Source organism: Pseudomonas sp. BP11-1-1 (genome assembly GCF_052112105.1).
In the GTDB taxonomy this organism is placed as follows: Bacteria; Pseudomonadota; Gammaproteobacteria; order Pseudomonadales; family Pseudomonadaceae; genus Aquipseudomonas; species Aquipseudomonas alvandae.
Genome location: NZ_JAUTYU010000002.1, coordinates 63,978 through 80,652, shown reverse-complemented (window position 1 = coordinate 80,652; position 16,675 = coordinate 63,978). Strand labels below are relative to the sequence as shown.

Here is a 16,675-nt window from a genome sequence, read left to right as displayed (position 1 = left end):
GGAGGTGAAGATGCGAATGATCGGTTGGCTGTTACTGGCTTTGACTTCGAGCCAGGCCATGGCCCAGGCCTGTATCGTACACAGCCAGGCGGAACGACTCGACGTCAAGGTCTGCCAGCAGAACCGCAACATTCCGCAAAAGCTGTTTGCCGACGGTTTCTGCCAGCCGAGCCTGCCCGGGCAAAAAGTCGACGTGCAATACGTGGATCAGTGCCCTGGCGGCGCGTTTGGCATCTGCAGCAACGCCCAAGTCGCCAATATGCCTTATCACCAGGATATTCACTATTACGGCGTGGCGACCGACGCGGCTTATCTCAAGCCGTTTTGCGAAGGGAAAAGCCAGGGCACCTGGCTCAAGCCTTGAGCCAAGCGATCCAATCTGACGACACTTGATGTTCCCCTGGGAGCGCGCCCAGGGAAGCGACGAATCAAGCCGCGACCTCGTCATGCCACGGGCCGAACGGGTCCGGTAACAGCCGCCAGGCTTCCATGCCCAGGGCCATCTCCGCGTCGGTCAACAGGCAGGCGTTCAGTTCTTCGGTGAGTTGATCGAAATCCATGTTCTGGCCGATGAACACCAGCTCCTGACGGCAATCGCCTGTCTCCGCCAGCCAGTTTTTCATGATCGTGGCGCTACTGTCCTCATCCTGCGGCCATTGGTGTTTCGGCACGAACCGCCACCAACGTCCGGCGAACCCATAACGCATCAATCCGCCGGCCTGGGACCAGCTTCCTGCTTCTTCAGGCTTGCTAGCCAACCAGAAAAAACCCTTCGAACGCAGGAGCCTGCCATTGGGCCAAGGACGGTCGATGAACGTAAAAAAGCGCTCGGGATGAAACGGCCGACGTGCCCGGTAGGCCGTCGAGGCGATGCCATACTCCTCGGTCTCCGGTACAGGCTCGCCTCGCAAAGCTTGCAGCCAACCAGGTGCTTGGGCGGCGCGTTGAAAATCGAAAAGGCCGGTGTCGAGAATGCTGGCCAGCGGCACCTGGCCCATGACCATGGGAACAATCCGCGCGTGGGTGTTGAGACGCTCCAGGATCGCGATGAGCTCCTCTCGCTCCCGTTGGCTGATCAAGTCGATCTTGCTGATCAGTATGACGTCGGCAAATTCGATCTGCTCAATCAGCAGCTCAGTGATTGAGCGCTCGTCTTCCTCACCCAAGGTTTCGCCCCGGGACGCAAGGCTCTCGGCCGCGTGATAATCCAACAGAAAATTTACGCCGTCGACCACTGTCACCATCGTGTCGAGGCGCGCGACATCGGCAAGACTCCGGCCTTCCTCATCGCGAAACGTGAAGGTTTCCGCCACGGGCAGCGGCTCGGATATGCCTGTGGATTCGATCAACAAATAATCAAAACGCCCTTCCCTGGCAAGTTGCCCGACTTCTTCAAGCAAGTCCTCGCGCAACGTGCAACAGATGCAGCCGTTGCTCATTTCCACCAGTTTCTCTTCGGCACGATTCAGGGAGACATCTCGCTGGACTTCGGTGCCATCGATGTTGATCTCACTCATATCGTTGACGATCACCGCGACACGCAGGTTTTCTCGATTGCGCAGGATGTGGTTGAGCAACGTGCTCTTACCGGCACCGAGGAAGCCGGAAAGGACGGTTACGGGAAGGCGATCGGGCATCAGGTATATCCTCATCGGTGGCCGTTCCGGCTCGATATGTATAGGCAGGCTAATTTACGTTATACTATAACAATAATTTCGTCACCATCTGCAAACCTTATTGCCGAGAACGATCCATGCGCAGCTCTGTGAAATTAATGACGGCGGGGGCGCTATTGCTTTGGACGGTCTACGCGTCAGCTCAAAACCCGCTCTTGGCGAATTGCACCCGCAGTGCGAATTTGCTGGCGTGTGTCGATGGATACGGCAATGCCTACAGCGTTCAGACGAGTGGAAATGTCATCTATACCCGCGGGTTCGAGGCTGTGAGCCACCGCTATTGGGCGCAAACGACCAGCCGTTATGGCCTGCTCACATTTTTTACGGGCCTGGCATCGGATGGAGAAAGTTGGGTTGGGTATAACCGACGAGTTGGCTGGACAACGATCAATCGTTTTTCAAGCTCTGGCGGGAGCAGGGGTGGGTTCATATGTAGTCGCCTCAATGGCTGTCAGGACTCGCCCCGCTGACGTTTCACGTGGAACAGCCCGACGGATAAGTAAAACTCCTTTCATGGGAGCGCTATTCACAAGCATGACGTTATACTATAACGTCTAATTTTGGATTCTTTGCGGACCTCTCATGAATGCGTTAACGCTGCCCGACGTCGCTGCGCAAATTTCACGCCAAGCGCTTCCCCTCGACTGGGTCGGCATGTGTGGAATCGCCTTACCCGTGCTGATCGGCGGCCATCGTCTCCAGGCGATGGCCGATGCAGGCGTCAGCCTGGATGACCATGAGGCCCGTGGGATCCATATGTCACGCTTGTATCTGGCGTTGGAAACGCTTGAAACGACGGAGCTCTCACCAACATCATTGCATCGTATTTTGCGGCAGTTTCTTGATAGTCATGAAGGCTCGTCTCATGCGGCTTCATTGACTGTCCATACCGATCTGCTGCTAAAGCGCCCGGCACTCATCAGCCCCTTGGCCGGTTGGAAGCGCTATCCGGTAAGCATCGAAGCCAGCCTGAAAAACGCGATGTTCCACGTGGAACTTCGAATTCAGATTCCCTATTCCTCCACCTGCCCTTGCTCCGCAGCACTCGCTCGACAATTGATCCAGCAACAATTCGTCAACGACTTTGCGAACAAGACGCTGGAGCACGCCGAGATCCTCGCCTGGCTGGGCTCGCCAAATGGCATCGTCGCCACCCCCCATAGCCAGCGCAGCACGGCAATGCTGACCCTGCGGTTGAACAAAGAGATTGAGGACTTACCGTTCCAATCATTCATCGATGCTGCTGAAGAAGCCCTCGGTACCGCGGTGCAAACCGCCGTCAAGCGCGCGGACGAACAGGCATTTGCGCTGGCCAACGGCCAAAACCTGATGTTCTGCGAAGACGCTGCAAGGCGGCTGACCACAGCCTTGGCAAAACCCTCTCTCATCAACGCGCTGAGTGTCAGGGTCGTTCACGCCGAAAGCCTGCACGCCCATGACGCGGTGGCCGAAAGCAGCTGGACGCGAGGCGCATCATGATCAACTGCCACGCCCTGCGCTGGGGCGCTCCCGGACAACCGCTGACACCGCCACTCACGATGGAGCGGCCAGCAGGAAGTCTCACAGCCATCATCGGGGCAAACGGTTCAGGCAAAACCAGTCTCTTGAAGGTATTCGCAGGCCTGCAAAAACCTCTGGCCGGCAAAGCCACCGTCAACGTACCCAAGCGCGGCGGCATTTCATTCCTGCCGCAACAGCAACACCTGGATCGTCAATTCCCCATCAGCCTGCAGGAGTTGGTTGCCGCTGGTGCTTGGAGGAGTTCATACACACCGGCGATGCGGCGTCTTCGGTTGAAGACGGTGCTGGAGGACTGGGCCCTGAGCGGACTCGAGCAACGCCCCTTGATGGCATTGTCTGGAGGCGAATTGCAGCGCGCCCTGCTCGCCCGATTGAGTCTGGCTGACGCACCGCTGCTGTTGCTGGATGAACCTCACGCCGCCCTCGACGAACAGGGCCAAGTGCTGCTGTGGAAACACCTTCACCGTTGGCATGCCGAGGGCAAAACCGTCGTGGTGGTGTGTCATGACCTGGGCGCCGTGCGCGAACATATTCCGCATACCCTGCTGGTGAGTCATTCGGGCTGCATCCTGGGCCGAAGTATCGACCTGATTGCGCAGCAGCCCCGCGCCTGGGTGGCCTGATGCTTGCGGCGACCCATTTTTGGCAACCGTTCCAGGAATTTGTCTTCATGCGCCGGGCCCTGCTTGGCGGCCTGGTGTTGGCATGCAGTACAGCGCCGCTGGGCGTATTCCTGATTCTGCGGCGCATGAGTCTGATCGGTGACGCGGTGGCCCACGGCATTTTGCCCGGCGCCGCGCTGGGTTTCTGGATAGCAGGGCTCAGCCTGCCGGCCTTGACGTTAGGGGGCTTGGGCGCGGGTTTGAGCATGGCAGGGCTCGCCGCTTGGATTACTCGCCGTACGGGTCTGCGGGAGGACGCCAGCCTTGCAGCGATTTATCCGATTTCCCTGGCCGCCGGCGTGTTGATTCTTGGCTTGGCCGGTAAACGCCTGGACCTGCTGCACTTGTTGTTCGGTTCTGCATTGGCGGTGGACGGCCCGACCCTGAGCGGCATGCTGTGGGTCTGTGGAATCAGTCTTGTAGCGATGGCCTTGATTTATCGACCGCTGCTGCTCGACACCCTGGATCCCCTGTTCCTGCAAACAGTCAGTCGCCTGGGTCCGTTGGCCCATGGTGTGTTTCTGACCTTGGTGGTGTTGAACCTGGTGATCGGTTTCCAGGCCATCGGCGCGCTGATGGTGGTCGGCCTGATGATGCTACCGGCGGCCGCTTCACGGTTCTGGAGTCGACGCCTGCCCATTCTGATGATGATCGCGGCACTGCTCGGTTGCATCTCGGTGTGGCTGGGGTTGCTGTTGTCGTTCAATTTCTCGCTTCCCAGCGGGCCGGCCATCGTCCTGGTGGCGGGCGCGTCCTATCTGTTGTCCGTGGTATTCGGTCCGGTGCACGGTCTCCTGCGCCGCCCGCCCTTGCTCACATCCCCATGAGGTATTTCTTGATGCGCGCCCTGCTCCTGATCTTCAGCTTGATGCTGTCCGTGTCCCTGTCCGCCGCCGAAAAGCTCAAGGTAGTGACCAGCTTCAGCATCCTTGCCGACATGACCCAACAAGTCGGCGGAGAACACGTCCAGATCATTAACATGGTTGGACCGGACGCCGACGCGCACACCTACGAACCCACGCCGGACGACGCCAAGGCGCTGCTCGGGGCCAGGTTGATTATCAAGAACGGGCTGGGCTTCGAGCCGTGGCTAGATCGCCTGGTGACCAGCACGGAAACCCAGGCAGCGGTGATCAGCGCCAGTCGAGGCGTGATTCCGCGATCGCTGAATGAAGATGGCGAGACGGTCCCCGATCCGCACGCCTGGCATAACCTCGCCAACGCGCAACTGTACGTCAGCAATATCACCAAGGCGCTCGAAGCGGCGGATCCGGACAACAAGGCCGACTACGAACGTAACAGCCAGGCGTACCTGAAAACGATCTACGCGCTGCTTGCCGAAGCCAAGGCCAAGTTCGGCGCGCTGCCGCCAGGTAATCGCAAGATCGTTACGTCCCACGATGCGTTCGGTTACCTGGGCCAGGCCTATGGCATCGAGTTCATGGCGCCGCAGGGTCTGTCCACCGAGCGTGAGCCCTCGGCGGCAGAAGTCGCCGCGCTGATTACCCAGATCCGCCAAGCGAAAGTCAAAGCAGTATTCATGGAGAACATCAAGGATGCGCGCCTGCTCAAACAGATCGCCGATGAAAGCGGCGCGCACATCGGCGGCACGTTGTACTCGGACGCCCTGGCCGCGAGCGGCCCCGCCAGCACATTTACCGGGCTGTTCGAGTACAACCTCAACACGCTCTACGAGGCGTTGAGCCGGCCGTGATAGCTCGCAACTTCTGATGCTGGCCCAGCGGGGGAAGCAAGCTCTCTCGTCACGAATCCATCACGTCCAGCCCAGGTCAGGCCCTCGGCTTGACCGTCCCGCAATCCTGCCCCAGCCAAACGGCGCGGGTGTCCAGGCTACCGTTCTGCTGGATGCCCGTAGCGTTGAACGTGCCGTTGACCTTGGTGGTGAATTCCCGATCGCTCTGGAAGGTGGCAATACCATTGCCCTGGGCCTTCGGACAGCTGAAGCGAAACTTCCATTGATTGCCGGTGCGCTCGGTGATCTGTTGCTTGCATCCTGATTGCGGATCCTGCAGCGGAATATCATTAGTCTGCACTTGCGCAGGTGTCAGGCAGACCCGAATGCCTTTTCCGCCCATGGTAATGCCCTGCTTCTCGAGCATCGCCCGTTGCTCCGGGGTCATCTGGGTTTGTAGCTGCCCGAGGATCAATTGCAGATCCGGCAGGTTCTGGTTATCGACTTTCATATTGCTGGTGGTCAGTTCCCAGAGTCCCGGTTGAAGCATCTGCGCCTGAGCCGCCAGAGGAACCGACAAGCCAACCGCCAAGGCCAAACCCAGCAGACGAACATTCATTGCAAACACTCCAGAGGACAAGTGGCCGTTAGACGCCGCCCGCAGGCTTCGGTTCAGGCCTGGGGCGAGCGAATTAAATAGCGACATTCGTCGTGGAACATGGTCTGTTAAGCATTGAAACTTCAGGAGCACGGCAGCCCCATGGATTATTTCGGCCCGCATGTTTTCGGTTACCTGATCGCGCTGCTTCACACCCTGGGTTCCATCGCCGCCGTTCACGCGGTGCTGACGGTGCGAACCGCCCAAGGCTCGATCGCCTGGGCCCTTTCGCTGGTGTTCATTCCCTACCTGACACTGATTCCGTACCTGGTATTTGGCCGCAGCACCTTCGACGGCTACATCAAGGCACGTCGGCAGGCCAACGAAGAAATGCGCAAGGCAATCTCCGAAATGAACTGGCGGCCATGGGTTGAAGAGGCGCTCACCGCGCGCGCCTCCCAGGCCTACGCGTCACTCAGGGCCATGCCAAAACTGGGGCGAGCACCGTGCCTGGCGAACAATCAGGTGCGCCTGCTGGTGAATGGGCAAGCCACGTTCGAGGCGATTTTCCAGGCCATCGATAACGCTCGTGAAGCGGTCCTGGTGCAGTTCTTTATCGTTCACGACGACCGACTCGGGCAGCGCTTGCAAGCGTTGCTCCTGAAGAAGGCCGCCGAAGGCGTGGCGGTGTATCTGCTCTATGACCGTATCGGCAGTCATACCCTGCCCCACCGTTATGTCCAGGCACTGCGCGACGGCGGCGTCCACGTCAAGGCTTTCGCCACCCGCAGCGGCTGGCTCAACCGCTTCCAAGTCAACTTTCGCAACCATCGCAAGATCGTCGCCGTGGACGGCGTGCTGGGATTCGTTGGCGGCCACAACGTGGGCGATGAATATCTGGGTGAACAACCGCCCTTGGCTCCTTGGCGCGATACCCATGTCGAAGTACGCGGTCCGGTAGTGGCAAGCATGCAGGAATCGTTCGCCGAAGACTGGTTCTGGGCCGCCCGTTCACTGCCACCCCTGATCCTGCCCGACACCTACCCGGACGGTGGCGTGCTCTGCCAGCTGCTTGCCAGCGGCCCCGCCGACGCCTACGAAACCTGCTCGCTGTTTTTCGTCGAGGCCATCCACGCGGCCAACGAACGAATCTGGATCACCTCACCGTACTTCATTCCCGATGAGGCGGTATTCGCAGCGCTGCGCCTGGCCGTGCTGCGCGGAGTGGATGTGCGCATCCTGTTGCCGTCACGACCCGATCACAAGATTGTCTACGCAGCGTCGAGCCTTTATGCGTTCGAAGCCGTTCGGGCCGGCGTGCGGGTGTTTCGTTATGAGCCGGGATTCCTGCACCAGAAAGTCGTGCTGATCGACCAGGAGATCAGCGCCATCGGAAGCGCGAACCTGGATAACCGCTCGTTCCGATTGAATTTCGAAGTGATGTTACTGACCGTCGACATCGGCTTTGCCAGCGAAGTGCAGCAGATGCTCGAGCAGGATTTCGCCCAGGCCCACGAAGTCGCCAAGCAAGAAAGCCGGGAGACCCACCGCCTGCAGAAGATAGGCATGCGGATCGCCCGGCTTATTTCGCCGATTCTTTAAGGCGTGTAGATATCGTCACGGGTCCAAGGCAAATCATGGCTACCGTCGGCATGGGCCTTGACCGCGAGGATCTGGTGCAGGTTTATCCAGCCCTTGGCAAAGGCGTACGCACAACCGGCCAGATAAAGCCGCCAGATCCGCAGGGCCTGTTCCGGTACTTCCTTGGAAGCGGCTTCGAGGTTGTCTTCCAGGCGCTCGCTCCAATGATCGAGGGTCCGTGCGTAATGCATGCGCAGACTTTCCACATCAACGATCTCCAGCCCTGCTTCACTGATCTCGGCAGAGATCATCGACAGGTGCGGCAGCTCGCCGTTGGGGAAGACATATTTCTCGATGAAGTCGCCAGCGCCGCGGCCTACCGGGCGGCCATCGGTGTGCTTGGCGGTAATCCCGTGGTTCATCACCAAGCCACCTTCGCGCACGGCCCCGAACAGCGTCTTGCAGTACTGCGTCAGGTTGGCGTGCCCCACGTGTTCGAACATCCCGACGCTGACGACTTTGTCGAATCGACCGTCCTGGGGCAAATCCCGGTAATCCAACAGCTGAAGCTCAACCTGGTTTTCCAGGCCTTCAGCCTTGACTCGCTCGCGAGCCAGGTCCAGCTGAGCCTGGCTCAGGGTAATGCCGAACACTTTCGCACCGAACTCTCGCGCCGCGTAACGCGCCAACCCACCCCACCCGCAACCAACGTCCAGCAGGTAGTCGCCGGGTTGCAGGCGCAGCTTGCGACAGAGATGGCGAAACTTGGCCTGCTGCGCCTGTTCAAGGGTTTCGCTGCCGGTCTCGAAATAAGCGCATGAGTACGCCATGTCGCTGTCGAGCCAGAGCTGGTAGAACGCGTTGGATAAGTCGTAATGGTAGGAGATCGCCTTGGCGTCGGTTTCCTTGTCGTGGACCGTGCGCACCGGCAGGTTATCGTCGTCTTCGTCCACCAGGGCCTGGCTCAGCTCGTCACAGACTCGAATGACTTCATGGATCGAGCCTTCGAGTTCGAGTTTGCCTTCAACGAACGCCGCACCCAATGCATCCAGGCTGGGATGGGTAAATTGCGCAACCATTTGTGGGTCCTTGACCACAATCGTCACGCTGGGATCGTCACCCAGCGCGAATTCATGGCCATCCCAGAGCCGCAGACGAAGCGGTAGGTGCAGATTCTGCAAGGCCGGTGGAAGTTGAGCGAGCATGAAAAATCCCCCTTGTTTCAGACGTCTGAAATGAGGGTAGCCCATCGTAGAAAAATAGCTGGCTATCGAATTTATAGCCTTTTTCTATCGTTCTTCTAAATCTACTGTTTTGAGCAGTAACTGCCTGAAGTGGTGCTACCTCTCGTAACTGACTACGCGCGCCTTCAACAGTTCGTTCACGGACGGCCTAGATCTTTGGCAGCGGCTCCTGGAAGCGTAGCAGTCTTCCGGCATTGCCCAGTACCAACAGCGTACTCAAGTTATGCAGCAATGCCGCGATCATCGCCCCCGCCGCGCCAAGCCAGCCGAATGCGGCGAACGCGACGATGGCCAGCGTCCAGCCCAGACCGATGATCACGTTGACTTGCAGCGTGCGCCGGCACTGCCGGCTCAGTCGTATGCAAGTCCCGAGGCGCCGGAGGTCGCTGCCGATCAACACGATGTCCGCCGACGCCAGCGCGATATCCGCGCCACCCGCGCCCATCGCCACGCCGACCACGCCAGCCTTGAGGGCCAGTGAGTCGTTGATGCCGTCCCCCACCACCATGGGCCGGAAGCCGTGGTCGATCTCGGCCATGACCCGTTGGAGTTTATCTTCCGGCAAGGCCTGCGCCTGCAACTCATGAATACCGACCTCCTGGGCCAAGGCGTTGGCCACGCTCTGGCGATCCCCCGTCAACAGCAATTGGCGTCCGAGGCCAAGCGTGCGCAATTCAGTCATCGCCAGCCGCGCTTCCGGCTTGACGCTATCGGCCAGCAACAGCCAAGCGAGGAATTGTCCATCGAGGGCCAAGCCAGCAATCGGGCCGTCATGGTTGGGTACGGCCGTGGTCTGGATGCCCAGTCGGGCGAACAACTCAGGACGGCCGAGCGCAGCTTCGCCCTCCCCGGTCATGGCGACCACGCCCAGACCCTGGCGTTCATGAATATCGGTGAGCGGCAAATATTGATGTTGCTCCACCAGGCCGGCCAGCGCGCGGCTGACCGGATGGCTGCTGGCCGATCCCAGGCTGGCGGCCAAGGGCAACCATGCCTCCCGGTCATCTTGGGTGCCTTCGATCGATTGGAGGCGCAACGCGCCATAAGTCAGCGTGCCGGTCTTATCAATCACCAGCGATGTCAGGTCCGCCAACTCTTCAAGGAACGCCGAGCTGCGGATCAGAATTCCATGACGCGCTGCAACCGCGATGCCGGCGATCGCCGTGGCCGGCGCCGACAGCACCAAGGCGCAGGGGCACGCCGCCACCAGAACCGCGAGCATCGCCTGGGCATCGTTGGTGACAAACCACGTCACCGCCGCCAATAACAACACCAGCACCAGATAACTGCCGGCGTAGCGCTCCAGCAGGCGAGTGATCGGCGGCTTCGAGCGTTCCGCGTTTTGCATCAGCGCGATGACCTTGCCCAGCGTCGACTCATCACCGATGCGAGTAACCTCCAGGCGCAACACACCGTCGAGATTGATCGCGCCACCAAAGACCTCGACCCCGACACCCGCCTCCAGGGGCACCGACTCGCCGGTGATGGGCGCAGTGTCGAGGCTCGCCTGGCCGGACAAGACTCGACCGTCCGCAGGCACTCGATCACCGGCGCGCACTTCCACCACATCGCCGGGCCGCAACGTGCCGTTATCGACTTCGATGATCGAGCCGTCCGCCTGCACTTTGCGGCCTTGGCTGCGGGTCAGTTGGCCGAGGGCGTGAATCGCTTCCTGGGAGCCGATGACGCTGCGCTCCTCCAACACATGGCCGAAGATCATGATGATCGGCAACAACGCAGCCGTCAGCAGATCGCCGGTGGCCCAGGCACCGAGCATCGCCAGGGCGATCAACTGATCGGTGATGCCATGCAGGCTCGGATAACGCAGGCTGTACCAGGCGGACCGCATCACCGGCACTGCCACCAACAGCGAGGCGGCTCCCAACAGCAACTGACTGACGCCGCTCTGCTGCGGCGACCAGCCACGCCATGCCAGGCCCAATGCAAGCAAACCAAGGGCGAGCATCGCCAGGGTCAGTTGCCGAGCGGCTGAACGCTGCTCGGCGGAAGACAACATGGGTGAAGCAGCAGCTTGAGCGGTCATTGTCCGGCTCCCTGGATGATCAGACGGGAATCGTCCTTTGGATCGACCGTGGTTACTGAACCGGCCTGACGAAGAATGCCCGGCATGCGTTCACGGTACAGGCGCAGGAGCATTTGCGGATCGCTGCCTTTGGCCTTCGCCAATCCGGACACCGAGGCTGTATCGGCCGACGCCTTGGCGAGCCGTTCGCTGGCCTGGGCGTGGGCGACTTGCACCGCACGATCGGCCTCTTGGCGGGCTGCCTGGCTTTGCTTCTCGGCTTCGGTGCGGGCATTGGCGACCACCTTGTCGGCCTGCTGACTGGCGGTGAGCACGGCGTTGAAGGCATTGACCGCCGGCCCCGGCAGGCTCGATTGCACATCGACCCGTACCACTTCGATGCCCAGGCCCTGCCCTGTCGCGGCGAGTTCAGCCAACCGTCGGTTGATGCCTTGTACCAAATCACCACGCAAGCGTTCACGACGTTCGGCGGCCTGGCTGTCGCTGCCCATCAGCTCGGGGCGAGCCACCAAGATCGTGTCCAGGTCCCGAGCAGCGGCAAGCGCCACGGCACTGCGAGTTGCCAGGCGGTCGAGTGTCGGCAAGACATGCTCGCCTTGCAGAACGAAGGCGTAAGGGTCGGCAACCTTGTAGAACACCCGTACATCCAGTTGCACCACGCCCGAGTCGCCGGTCAACAAATAACCGGAACCTGCCAGGGCATCGCTGACCGGAGAGGCAAAATTGGCCACACGATCCGCTTGCAGCGCCGCATCCGAACGCAGCAAATTCTCCACCCTGCGTTCCAGGACTCGATCCGCCGCGGGGAGCAAGATCACCTGTTCCACGGGACGCGGCCAGGCCAGTAAGAGCCCCGCATTCTGGATTCGATCGAGCGCACCGAAATGCAGGACCACCGCACGATCCTGCGGGTCGATTTGCCGAACATTCGAAAAGACCCAGGCCAACGCGGCCAGCACCGTGACGGCATAAAGCGCCAGATAAGCCAGGCGCCCCGCCTGAATCCATGGACTCGACAATTCATTTGTTCCACGTGGAACCAAACTCATGGGCGCTTACCGTCTTTACGTTCCTCGGTGGGAGGACCGTCCACCAGGACGCGGAATGGCGCCGCGTCGGTGCGCAGGATCAACTTGCTACTCGGGCTGACGATCGTGCCCAAGGTGTCCAATGAGCGCAGCAGGTTGTATAGCTGCGGAGAACCCGCGTAGGCCTTGCCGTAGATTTCGGCAGCTTCCACTCGCGATTGCGCTTCGATGGCTGCGGCCTTGACCGTGGCATCGGCCTGCAGGACCCGCGCGTCACGTTCAGCCGCCGAGCGAATCTGCGCCGCTTCGCGCTTGCCGATGGCCGTGCGCTCCGTAGCGATGGTCTCACGCTCGGCGCGCATACGGTCCACCGTCGCGTTGAGCGTCACCGAGGGCAAGGTCAGGCGTTCGATGCCTACCTGCAACACCCGCACGCCGTAGGTCTTGAGGAGTTGCTGCTCGATCTGCTGGCGCAATTGGGTTTCGAAATCGGCTATGCGGACGTTGGCCGCATCGGTATTGACCAGGTTCGCCAAATCAAAACTGGCAGCCGTGGTTTCCAGGGCCGAGCCGACAAACGTACGTATCTGCCGCGCGGCTTCATCCGGCTGATTCTGCACCGCACGCATGAAACGCTGCACATTGTCAGGGTCGCCCTGTACCTGCCACGTCACATAGGCCTGGATGATGATCCGAAGACCGTCCCGCGTGCCGACATCCTGCAAGCCGCTGGAGGTGGTACGCAGCCGCAAATCCACCGGGATCGCTGCCTCGAACGGTGCCGGCCAGCGCCAGCCCAGGCCCGGTTGCAGCAACACCCGCGCCGGGTTGCCGAAACGCGTAATGACCGTGGCCTCGCCCGAGCGCACTTGCACCAGGCTCGCCGCCGCGATGGCAAACGCCACCAGCAGCCCCGCCCAACCCATCCGCCGCCAAGGAAATGGCCCGGCGGGCTGCGGATCGCCATGATGAGGGTGATGATGCCCGTGGTGGTGGCCGTGATGATGGCCGGCATGGGCATGATCGGTATGGTCGTGATGGCCGTGTGAAGAAGACTGGCTCAATGGGCAGCTCCTGGCTGGACAGAGTTACGTGGCGATACGGGGTCTGTCGGCAAGATGAAAGTTCGCAGATCAATGGTAGGTAGGCTGCCGCTATCGCCGAGGCGGTGGTCGAGGATCAGCAGGTTGGCCTTGCCCAGCCCTTGGCTCAGTTGCCCGAGGTATTGTTCCAGCACAAAGGCGTGGCCGGCTGTCGCATAGGCTTTGCGTTCGGCTTCAAAGCGCAAGTTCGCGGCCTGCGCGGTGGCGTTGATTTCCCGGGCCGAAGCCTCGGCCTGGTCGTGCGCATTGCTGGCCTGCAGTTGCGCCTGGTTGGTTTGCTCCGCAGCGGCGCCACGCTCCCGGGCGATCAGTGCCTGGGCACCGATCTGCGCAGCTTGTACCCCGTGGTAGGCATTGGCCGCGCCGGCCGGGGGATGAATCGCCTCGACCACGGTTGCCAGGATTTCCACACCACTGTCGAGTGACTGCAAGTCAGCCTGCACGGCCTTGCCGATTTCCTCGGCCAGGCTGACCCGATCGGCACCCAACAATCCGTCCAATGTGCGCGACGCAAATTCGTGGACCAGGATGCGGCTGGCGGTGCTGCGGATCAGCGAAGGCACATCCGTGCTGTTGTAAGTCGCCGCCAACGCCGCTGCATCCGTCAGGCCTATGCGGTAGACGAAACGCACGTCCATGTTGACGATCTGGAAGCTCTGTTGATCGGCGCGCTGGCTGGCAATGACCTGGGACTTGTCATTGACGTGACTGGCGTCCCATAACCGATTGGCCATGGCGGGAGCCGGTCCTTCCGCCGGTTCGGCCTCGGCAGGGACGCGAGCGTCGCCGACACTGGTTGCCAGCTCATGCACGACGCCGTTTTCGACGCTCAGCACCCTGCCCCACGGCCAAGGCAATCCGACGTGCAGACCCGGGCCGAAAACCTGCGCCGGTTCGCCGAAGCGCTCATAAATGCCGCGCGCTTGCAGCGGTACTTCGTGCACGCCCGTCAGCAACCAACCCACCAGCGACACCACCGCCACTACCGGCCAGAACGCCCGGCGCATGTAGCTGAACGCCCAGATCTGGCGCAGGTCGATGCCAAAGCGATTGTGTAACTCATGTTGCAGGGCCAACAGCGGCTGCGGTGGCCAGCGCAGCAGGTCGGCGAGCACACTTCGCCCCAACAGTGTTGGCTCCAACGTCTCGCGCCGCGGGCTGAACAACGCCAGCACTGCACGAAGCAACAACTCCACCGCCACCAGCCCCGGCAATACGCCGATCAACACCGCAAGGCGCGCCGACCAGACCGACGTGTCTCCGGCAAAGAGCAGGCAGAAGGCGCCAAGCACGAGGACGATGATCGCCACGCGCGTCAGTTGCGCCAGCGACCGTGCTTCTGGCCACTCGATCGCGGGTTGTTGCGCCAAGTGCCGTTCAAACACCAACAAGCCAAACGCCAGTGACAACGACACCACCGCGCCAATACTGGCCGCCATACCGAGGGAAGCCGCCGGTAAAGCCAGGTTCCAGACTTGCTCCAGACTCAGCAAGATCAGTAGCGCCCATCCGGCAAGCCATAAGACAGGCGCCCCGATTTGCTTCAACAAACCGTTCCACCGCGTGCTGATTCGCTCAAGCAGTCGCTCGTAAGCGCCCAGGTTATCTACAGGCTCGCGGGATATAGGCGAGATATCCACAGCCGGCTGCAACGTCGTGCGGCGCCACTGCGTCACCCACCACGCCGATTGCAGACCCGCCACCAGTACCCATAGGCCGGCGGTTTGACCGACCAACAAGGCCGGCCACACCGATTGTGGTGAGAACACGCCGATGAAAAACGCCAGCACCAGTCCGAAACCCGCCAGACCGCCCAACGCAACCGCCATCCGCTTCAAGCGGCGCCCTTGGAAGGCGGCCTGCTGGAAGCGCGGCCATTCGGCCACCTGTGCGTCTTCAACCTCAAGATCGACTTGCATACCACCCCAGCTCGTGGCGATCAAAATCCGGACTTGTGGTCTACGCCACTGCCGTTCCGTTACGTGTCGTTACCTTATAACTATTGCTGTGAAATTTCTGTTTTGAATTCTTCACGATAGGCCTTGAGCCTTGACCGTGATCGTTCGACGCGCTCATATTATGAGCATAATTTTTTCAGCCATGCGGGAGATCGGTGATGAGCAATTACGACGTGATCATTCTGGGCGGTGGACCCGGCGGCTATAACGCAGCCATTCGAGCCGGACAACTTGGGTTGAAAGCCGCCTGCGTCGAAGGCCGCGCCACCCTGGGCGGCACCTGCCTGAACGTCGGCTGCATGCCCTCCAAGGCGCTGCTTCACGCGTCTGAACTCTACGAAGCGGCCAAAGGCTCGGAATTCGCCCACCTGGGCATCAACGTCAGCCCTACCCTCGACCTCGCGCAGATGATGAAGCAGAAGAACGAAAGCGTCGCGGGCCTGACCAAGGGCATCGAGTTTCTGTTTCGCAAGAACAAGGTCGACTGGATAAAGGGCTGGGGCCATATCGATGGGCCCGGCAAAGTGACCGTCACCGGCGAAGACGGCACCCAGGTTGGACTGAGCGCCAAGGACATCATCATCGCCACCGGCTCGGAACCGACGCCCCTGCCCGGCGTGGACATCGATAACCGGCGCATCCTGGATTCCACCGGCGCGCTGTCCTTGGGCGAGGTGCCCCGGCATCTGGTGGTGATTGGCGCAGGCGTCATCGGCCTTGAGCTGGGTTCGGTCTGGCGACGCCTGGGGGCCCAAGTGACCGTGGTGGAGTACCTTGATCGCATCTGCCCGGGGGCGGATGGCGAGACCGCCAAGACCCTACAACGGGCCTTGGCCAAACAGGGAATCGCGTTCAAGTTGAGCACCAAGGTCACCCGCGCGGAGTCTTCCGAAAAGGACGTGCAATTGCAGGTCGAACCGGCGTCAGGCGGCGAGGCACAGACCCTGGATGCCGACTACGTGCTGGTCGCCATCGGTCGTCGGCCTTACACCCAAGGGCTGGGCCTGGAAAGCGTCGGCCTGGCGACGGATAAACGCGGCATGCTCGCCAACCAGCGCCACCGCACCGAAGCCCCTGGCGTTTGGGTCATCGGGGACGTGACTTCCGGGCCGATGCTGGCCCACAAGGCCGAGGATGAGGCCATGGCCTGCCTCGAACAGATCGTCGGCAAGGCCGATGAGGTCAATTACGACCTGATCCCTAGCGTCATCTACACCCGTCCGGAACTGGCCAGCGTCGGCAGGACCGAAGAGCAGCTCAAGGCCGAAGGCCGAGCCTACAAGGTCGGGAAATTCCCGTTCACGGCCAACAGCCGGGCGAAGATCAACCATGAGACCGAGGGGTTCGCCAAGGTCCTGGCCGATGAACACACCGACGAAATTCTCGGTGTGCACCTGGTCGGCCCGAGTGTCAGCGAAATGATCGGCGAGTACTGCGTGGCCATGGAATTCGGCGCCTCGGCCGAAGACATCGCGCTGATCTGCCATCCCCACCCCACTCGCTCGGAGGCGTTGCGCCAGGCGGCGATGAACGTAGAGGGGATGGCGACGCAGATTTAGCAGGCAAC

General features: G+C 61.0%; 15 protein-coding genes. 8 read left to right on the top strand and 7 right to left on the bottom strand.

Features of this window, described 5'->3' with window-relative positions; genetic code table 11:
* The first annotated feature begins 10 nt into the window (after positions 1–10).
* Entirely contained in the window at positions 11–364 is a 354-nt protein-coding gene (locus tag Q7C33_RS03980; RefSeq protein ID WP_198796166.1) for an NADH:ubiquinone oxidoreductase, read from the top strand.
* A gap of 64 nt (positions 365–428) precedes the next feature.
* On the opposite strand, the gene zigA is transcribed toward Q7C33_RS03980, so the two are convergent.
* Positions 429–1,637 carry a zinc metallochaperone GTPase ZigA gene (gene zigA / locus Q7C33_RS03975; RefSeq protein WP_217860679.1) on the bottom strand — a complete coding sequence of 403 codons (1,209 nt, stop codon included), beginning with the start codon at positions 1,635–1,637 and terminating at the stop codon, positions 429–431.
* A 116-nt stretch (positions 1,638–1,753) separates the two neighbouring features.
* Between zigA and Q7C33_RS03970 the strand changes: the two genes are divergently transcribed.
* The 5 genes from Q7C33_RS03970 (at position 1,754) to Q7C33_RS03950 (ending at position 5,573) form a co-directional block, all read left to right on the top strand.
* On the top strand, positions 1,754–2,146 hold the full coding sequence (locus Q7C33_RS03970) for a glutamine synthetase (RefSeq protein WP_407682880.1): 393 nt from the start codon (positions 1,754–1,756) through the stop codon (positions 2,144–2,146).
* A 112-nt stretch (positions 2,147–2,258) separates the two neighbouring features.
* The gene (gene folE2 / locus Q7C33_RS03965; protein ID WP_030139074.1) at positions 2,259–3,155 is read left to right on the top strand and encodes a GTP cyclohydrolase FolE2; all 897 of its coding nucleotides are present in this window, start codon (positions 2,259–2,261) and stop codon (positions 3,153–3,155) included.
* Positions 3,152–3,820, top strand: coding sequence for a metal ABC transporter ATP-binding protein (locus tag Q7C33_RS03960; protein ID WP_258648557.1), 669 nt, complete (start codon positions 3,152–3,154; stop codon positions 3,818–3,820). The genes folE2 and Q7C33_RS03960 overlap by 4 nt, the downstream gene beginning before the upstream one ends.
* Positions 3,820–4,686, top strand: coding sequence for a metal ABC transporter permease (locus Q7C33_RS03955; RefSeq protein ID WP_258648558.1), 867 nt, complete (start codon positions 3,820–3,822; stop codon positions 4,684–4,686). The genes Q7C33_RS03960 and Q7C33_RS03955 overlap by 1 nt, the downstream gene beginning before the upstream one ends.
* 11 nt (positions 4,687–4,697) lie before the next feature.
* Positions 4,698–5,573: a metal ABC transporter substrate-binding protein gene (locus tag Q7C33_RS03950; RefSeq protein ID WP_334598548.1), complete on the top strand. Its 876-nt coding sequence runs from the start codon at positions 4,698–4,700 to the stop codon at positions 5,571–5,573.
* Positions 5,574–5,649: 76 nt separating this feature from the next.
* Here the strand turns inward: Q7C33_RS03950 and Q7C33_RS03945 are convergent, their stop codons facing one another.
* On the bottom strand, positions 5,650–6,171 hold the full coding sequence (locus tag Q7C33_RS03945; protein WP_030139070.1) for a DUF3617 domain-containing protein: 522 nt from the start codon (positions 6,169–6,171) through the stop codon (positions 5,650–5,652).
* A 141-nt stretch (positions 6,172–6,312) separates the two neighbouring features.
* Here Q7C33_RS03945 and cls point away from each other — a divergent pair, with 141 nt between their 5' ends.
* Positions 6,313–7,752, top strand: a complete 1,440-nt coding sequence (gene cls, locus Q7C33_RS03940; RefSeq protein WP_334598549.1) for a cardiolipin synthase — start codon at positions 6,313–6,315, stop codon at positions 7,750–7,752.
* Here cls and cfaB read toward each other — a convergent pair.
* The 5 genes from cfaB to Q7C33_RS03915 all read right to left on the bottom strand — a co-directional run bounded on the left by cfaB (position 7,749) and on the right by Q7C33_RS03915 (position 15,069).
* Positions 7,749–8,936 carry a C17 cyclopropane fatty acid synthase CfaB gene (gene cfaB, locus Q7C33_RS03935; RefSeq protein ID WP_030139068.1) on the bottom strand — a complete coding sequence of 396 codons (1,188 nt, stop codon included), beginning with the start codon at positions 8,934–8,936 and terminating at the stop codon, positions 7,749–7,751. The two genes, cls and cfaB, sit on opposite strands and share 4 nt — an antisense overlap.
* Before the next feature lie 187 nt (positions 8,937–9,123).
* The gene (locus Q7C33_RS03930; RefSeq protein WP_407682879.1) at positions 9,124–11,019 is read right to left on the bottom strand and encodes a cation-translocating P-type ATPase; all 1,896 of its coding nucleotides are present in this window, start codon (positions 11,017–11,019) and stop codon (positions 9,124–9,126) included.
* Complete coding sequence (gene hflK / locus Q7C33_RS03925) at positions 11,016–12,068, bottom strand: protease modulator HflK (protein WP_407682878.1); 1,053 nt, start codon at positions 12,066–12,068, stop codon at positions 11,016–11,018. Before hflK ends, Q7C33_RS03930 begins: the two co-directional genes overlap by 4 nt.
* The gene (gene hflC / locus Q7C33_RS03920) at positions 12,065–13,111 is read right to left on the bottom strand and encodes a protease modulator HflC (protein WP_407682877.1); all 1,047 of its coding nucleotides are present in this window, start codon (positions 13,109–13,111) and stop codon (positions 12,065–12,067) included. Before hflC ends, hflK begins: the two co-directional genes overlap by 4 nt.
* Entirely contained in the window at positions 13,108–15,069 is a 1,962-nt protein-coding gene (locus Q7C33_RS03915; RefSeq protein WP_407682876.1) for a protease modulator HflK, read from the bottom strand. Before Q7C33_RS03915 ends, hflC begins: the two co-directional genes overlap by 4 nt.
* 197 nt (positions 15,070–15,266) lie before the next feature.
* Here Q7C33_RS03915 and lpdA point away from each other — a divergent pair, with 197 nt between their 5' ends.
* Entirely contained in the window at positions 15,267–16,667 is a 1,401-nt protein-coding gene (gene lpdA / locus Q7C33_RS03910; protein WP_407682875.1) for a dihydrolipoyl dehydrogenase, read from the top strand.
* Positions 16,668–16,675: the final 8 nt, after the last annotated feature.

Coding starts and splice junctions, on each gene's coding strand:
- Q7C33_RS03955 (WP_258648558.1), top strand. CDS start 3,820: ATGCTTGCGGCGACCCATTTTTGGCAACCGTTCCAGGAATTTGTCTTC.
- Q7C33_RS03915 (WP_407682876.1), bottom strand. CDS start 15,069: ATGCAAGTCGATCTTGAGGTTGAAGACGCACAGGTGGCCGAATGGCCG.
- lpdA (WP_407682875.1), top strand. CDS start 15,267: ATGAGCAATTACGACGTGATCATTCTGGGCGGTGGACCCGGCGGCTAT.
- Q7C33_RS03970 (WP_407682880.1), top strand. CDS start 1,754: ATGCGCAGCTCTGTGAAATTAATGACGGCGGGGGCGCTATTGCTTTGG.
- zigA (WP_217860679.1), bottom strand. CDS start 1,637: ATGCCCGATCGCCTTCCCGTAACCGTCCTTTCCGGCTTCCTCGGTGCC.
- Q7C33_RS03930 (WP_407682879.1), bottom strand. CDS start 11,019: ATGACCGCTCAAGCTGCTGCTTCACCCATGTTGTCTTCCGCCGAGCAG.
- folE2 (WP_030139074.1), top strand. CDS start 2,259: ATGAATGCGTTAACGCTGCCCGACGTCGCTGCGCAAATTTCACGCCAA.
- Q7C33_RS03945 (WP_030139070.1), bottom strand. CDS start 6,171: ATGAATGTTCGTCTGCTGGGTTTGGCCTTGGCGGTTGGCTTGTCGGTT.
- cls (WP_334598549.1), top strand. CDS start 6,313: ATGGATTATTTCGGCCCGCATGTTTTCGGTTACCTGATCGCGCTGCTT.
- hflK (WP_407682878.1), bottom strand. CDS start 12,068: ATGAGTTTGGTTCCACGTGGAACAAATGAATTGTCGAGTCCATGGATT.
- cfaB (WP_030139068.1), bottom strand. CDS start 8,936: ATGCTCGCTCAACTTCCACCGGCCTTGCAGAATCTGCACCTACCGCTT.
- Q7C33_RS03980 (WP_198796166.1), top strand. CDS start 11: ATGCGAATGATCGGTTGGCTGTTACTGGCTTTGACTTCGAGCCAGGCC.
- Q7C33_RS03950 (WP_334598548.1), top strand. CDS start 4,698: ATGCGCGCCCTGCTCCTGATCTTCAGCTTGATGCTGTCCGTGTCCCTG.
- Q7C33_RS03960 (WP_258648557.1), top strand. CDS start 3,152: ATGATCAACTGCCACGCCCTGCGCTGGGGCGCTCCCGGACAACCGCTG.